The sequence below is a fragment of the Sphingobium sp. D43FB genome, from assembly GCF_002312805.1.
Lineage (GTDB): Bacteria > Pseudomonadota > Alphaproteobacteria > Sphingomonadales > Sphingomonadaceae > Sphingobium.
The window spans coordinates 1-383 of record NZ_NMUA01000280.1 but is presented as its reverse complement, the minus strand read 5'-3'; the positions used below and the strand labels follow the sequence as shown (position 1 = coordinate 383).

1 protein-coding gene is annotated in these 383 nt (G+C 61.6%); it reads left to right on the top strand.

Annotation, left to right across the window (positions count from 1 at the left end; all coding sequences use genetic code 11):
• Positions 1–383, top strand: a 383-nt coding sequence (locus tag SxD43FB_RS24410) for an ABC transporter permease subunit (RefSeq protein WP_141249679.1), incomplete at both ends; no start/stop codon positions are given.

The following is a 383-nucleotide window of genomic DNA, read 5'->3' as shown; positions in this document are numbered from 1 at the left end:
AGCGATGGATATTTGCTTACTCGCTGACCGGCCTGTTCATCGGTTACCTGTACTTCTCGATTCCACGGGTGATCCTCACGGTGATGGCCGCCTGTGAAAGTCTCGACCGCAGCCTGGAAGAAGCTGCCCATTCCCTGGGTGCCGGGCATTGGCGAGTGGTCTGCGATGTGATCGTGCCGGGCCTTGCGCCAGCGTTGGTGTCCTGCGGTGCGATCTGTTTCGCGACCTCCATGGGCGCGTTCGGCACCGCCTTCACGTTGGGCACCCGGCTCAACGTGACGCCGATTGCCATCTACAACGTGTTCACCAATTACGCGAATTTCGCCGTTGCTGCGGCGTTGTCGGTGGTGCTGGGCGCGGTGACCTGGGCCGTGCTGTTGCTG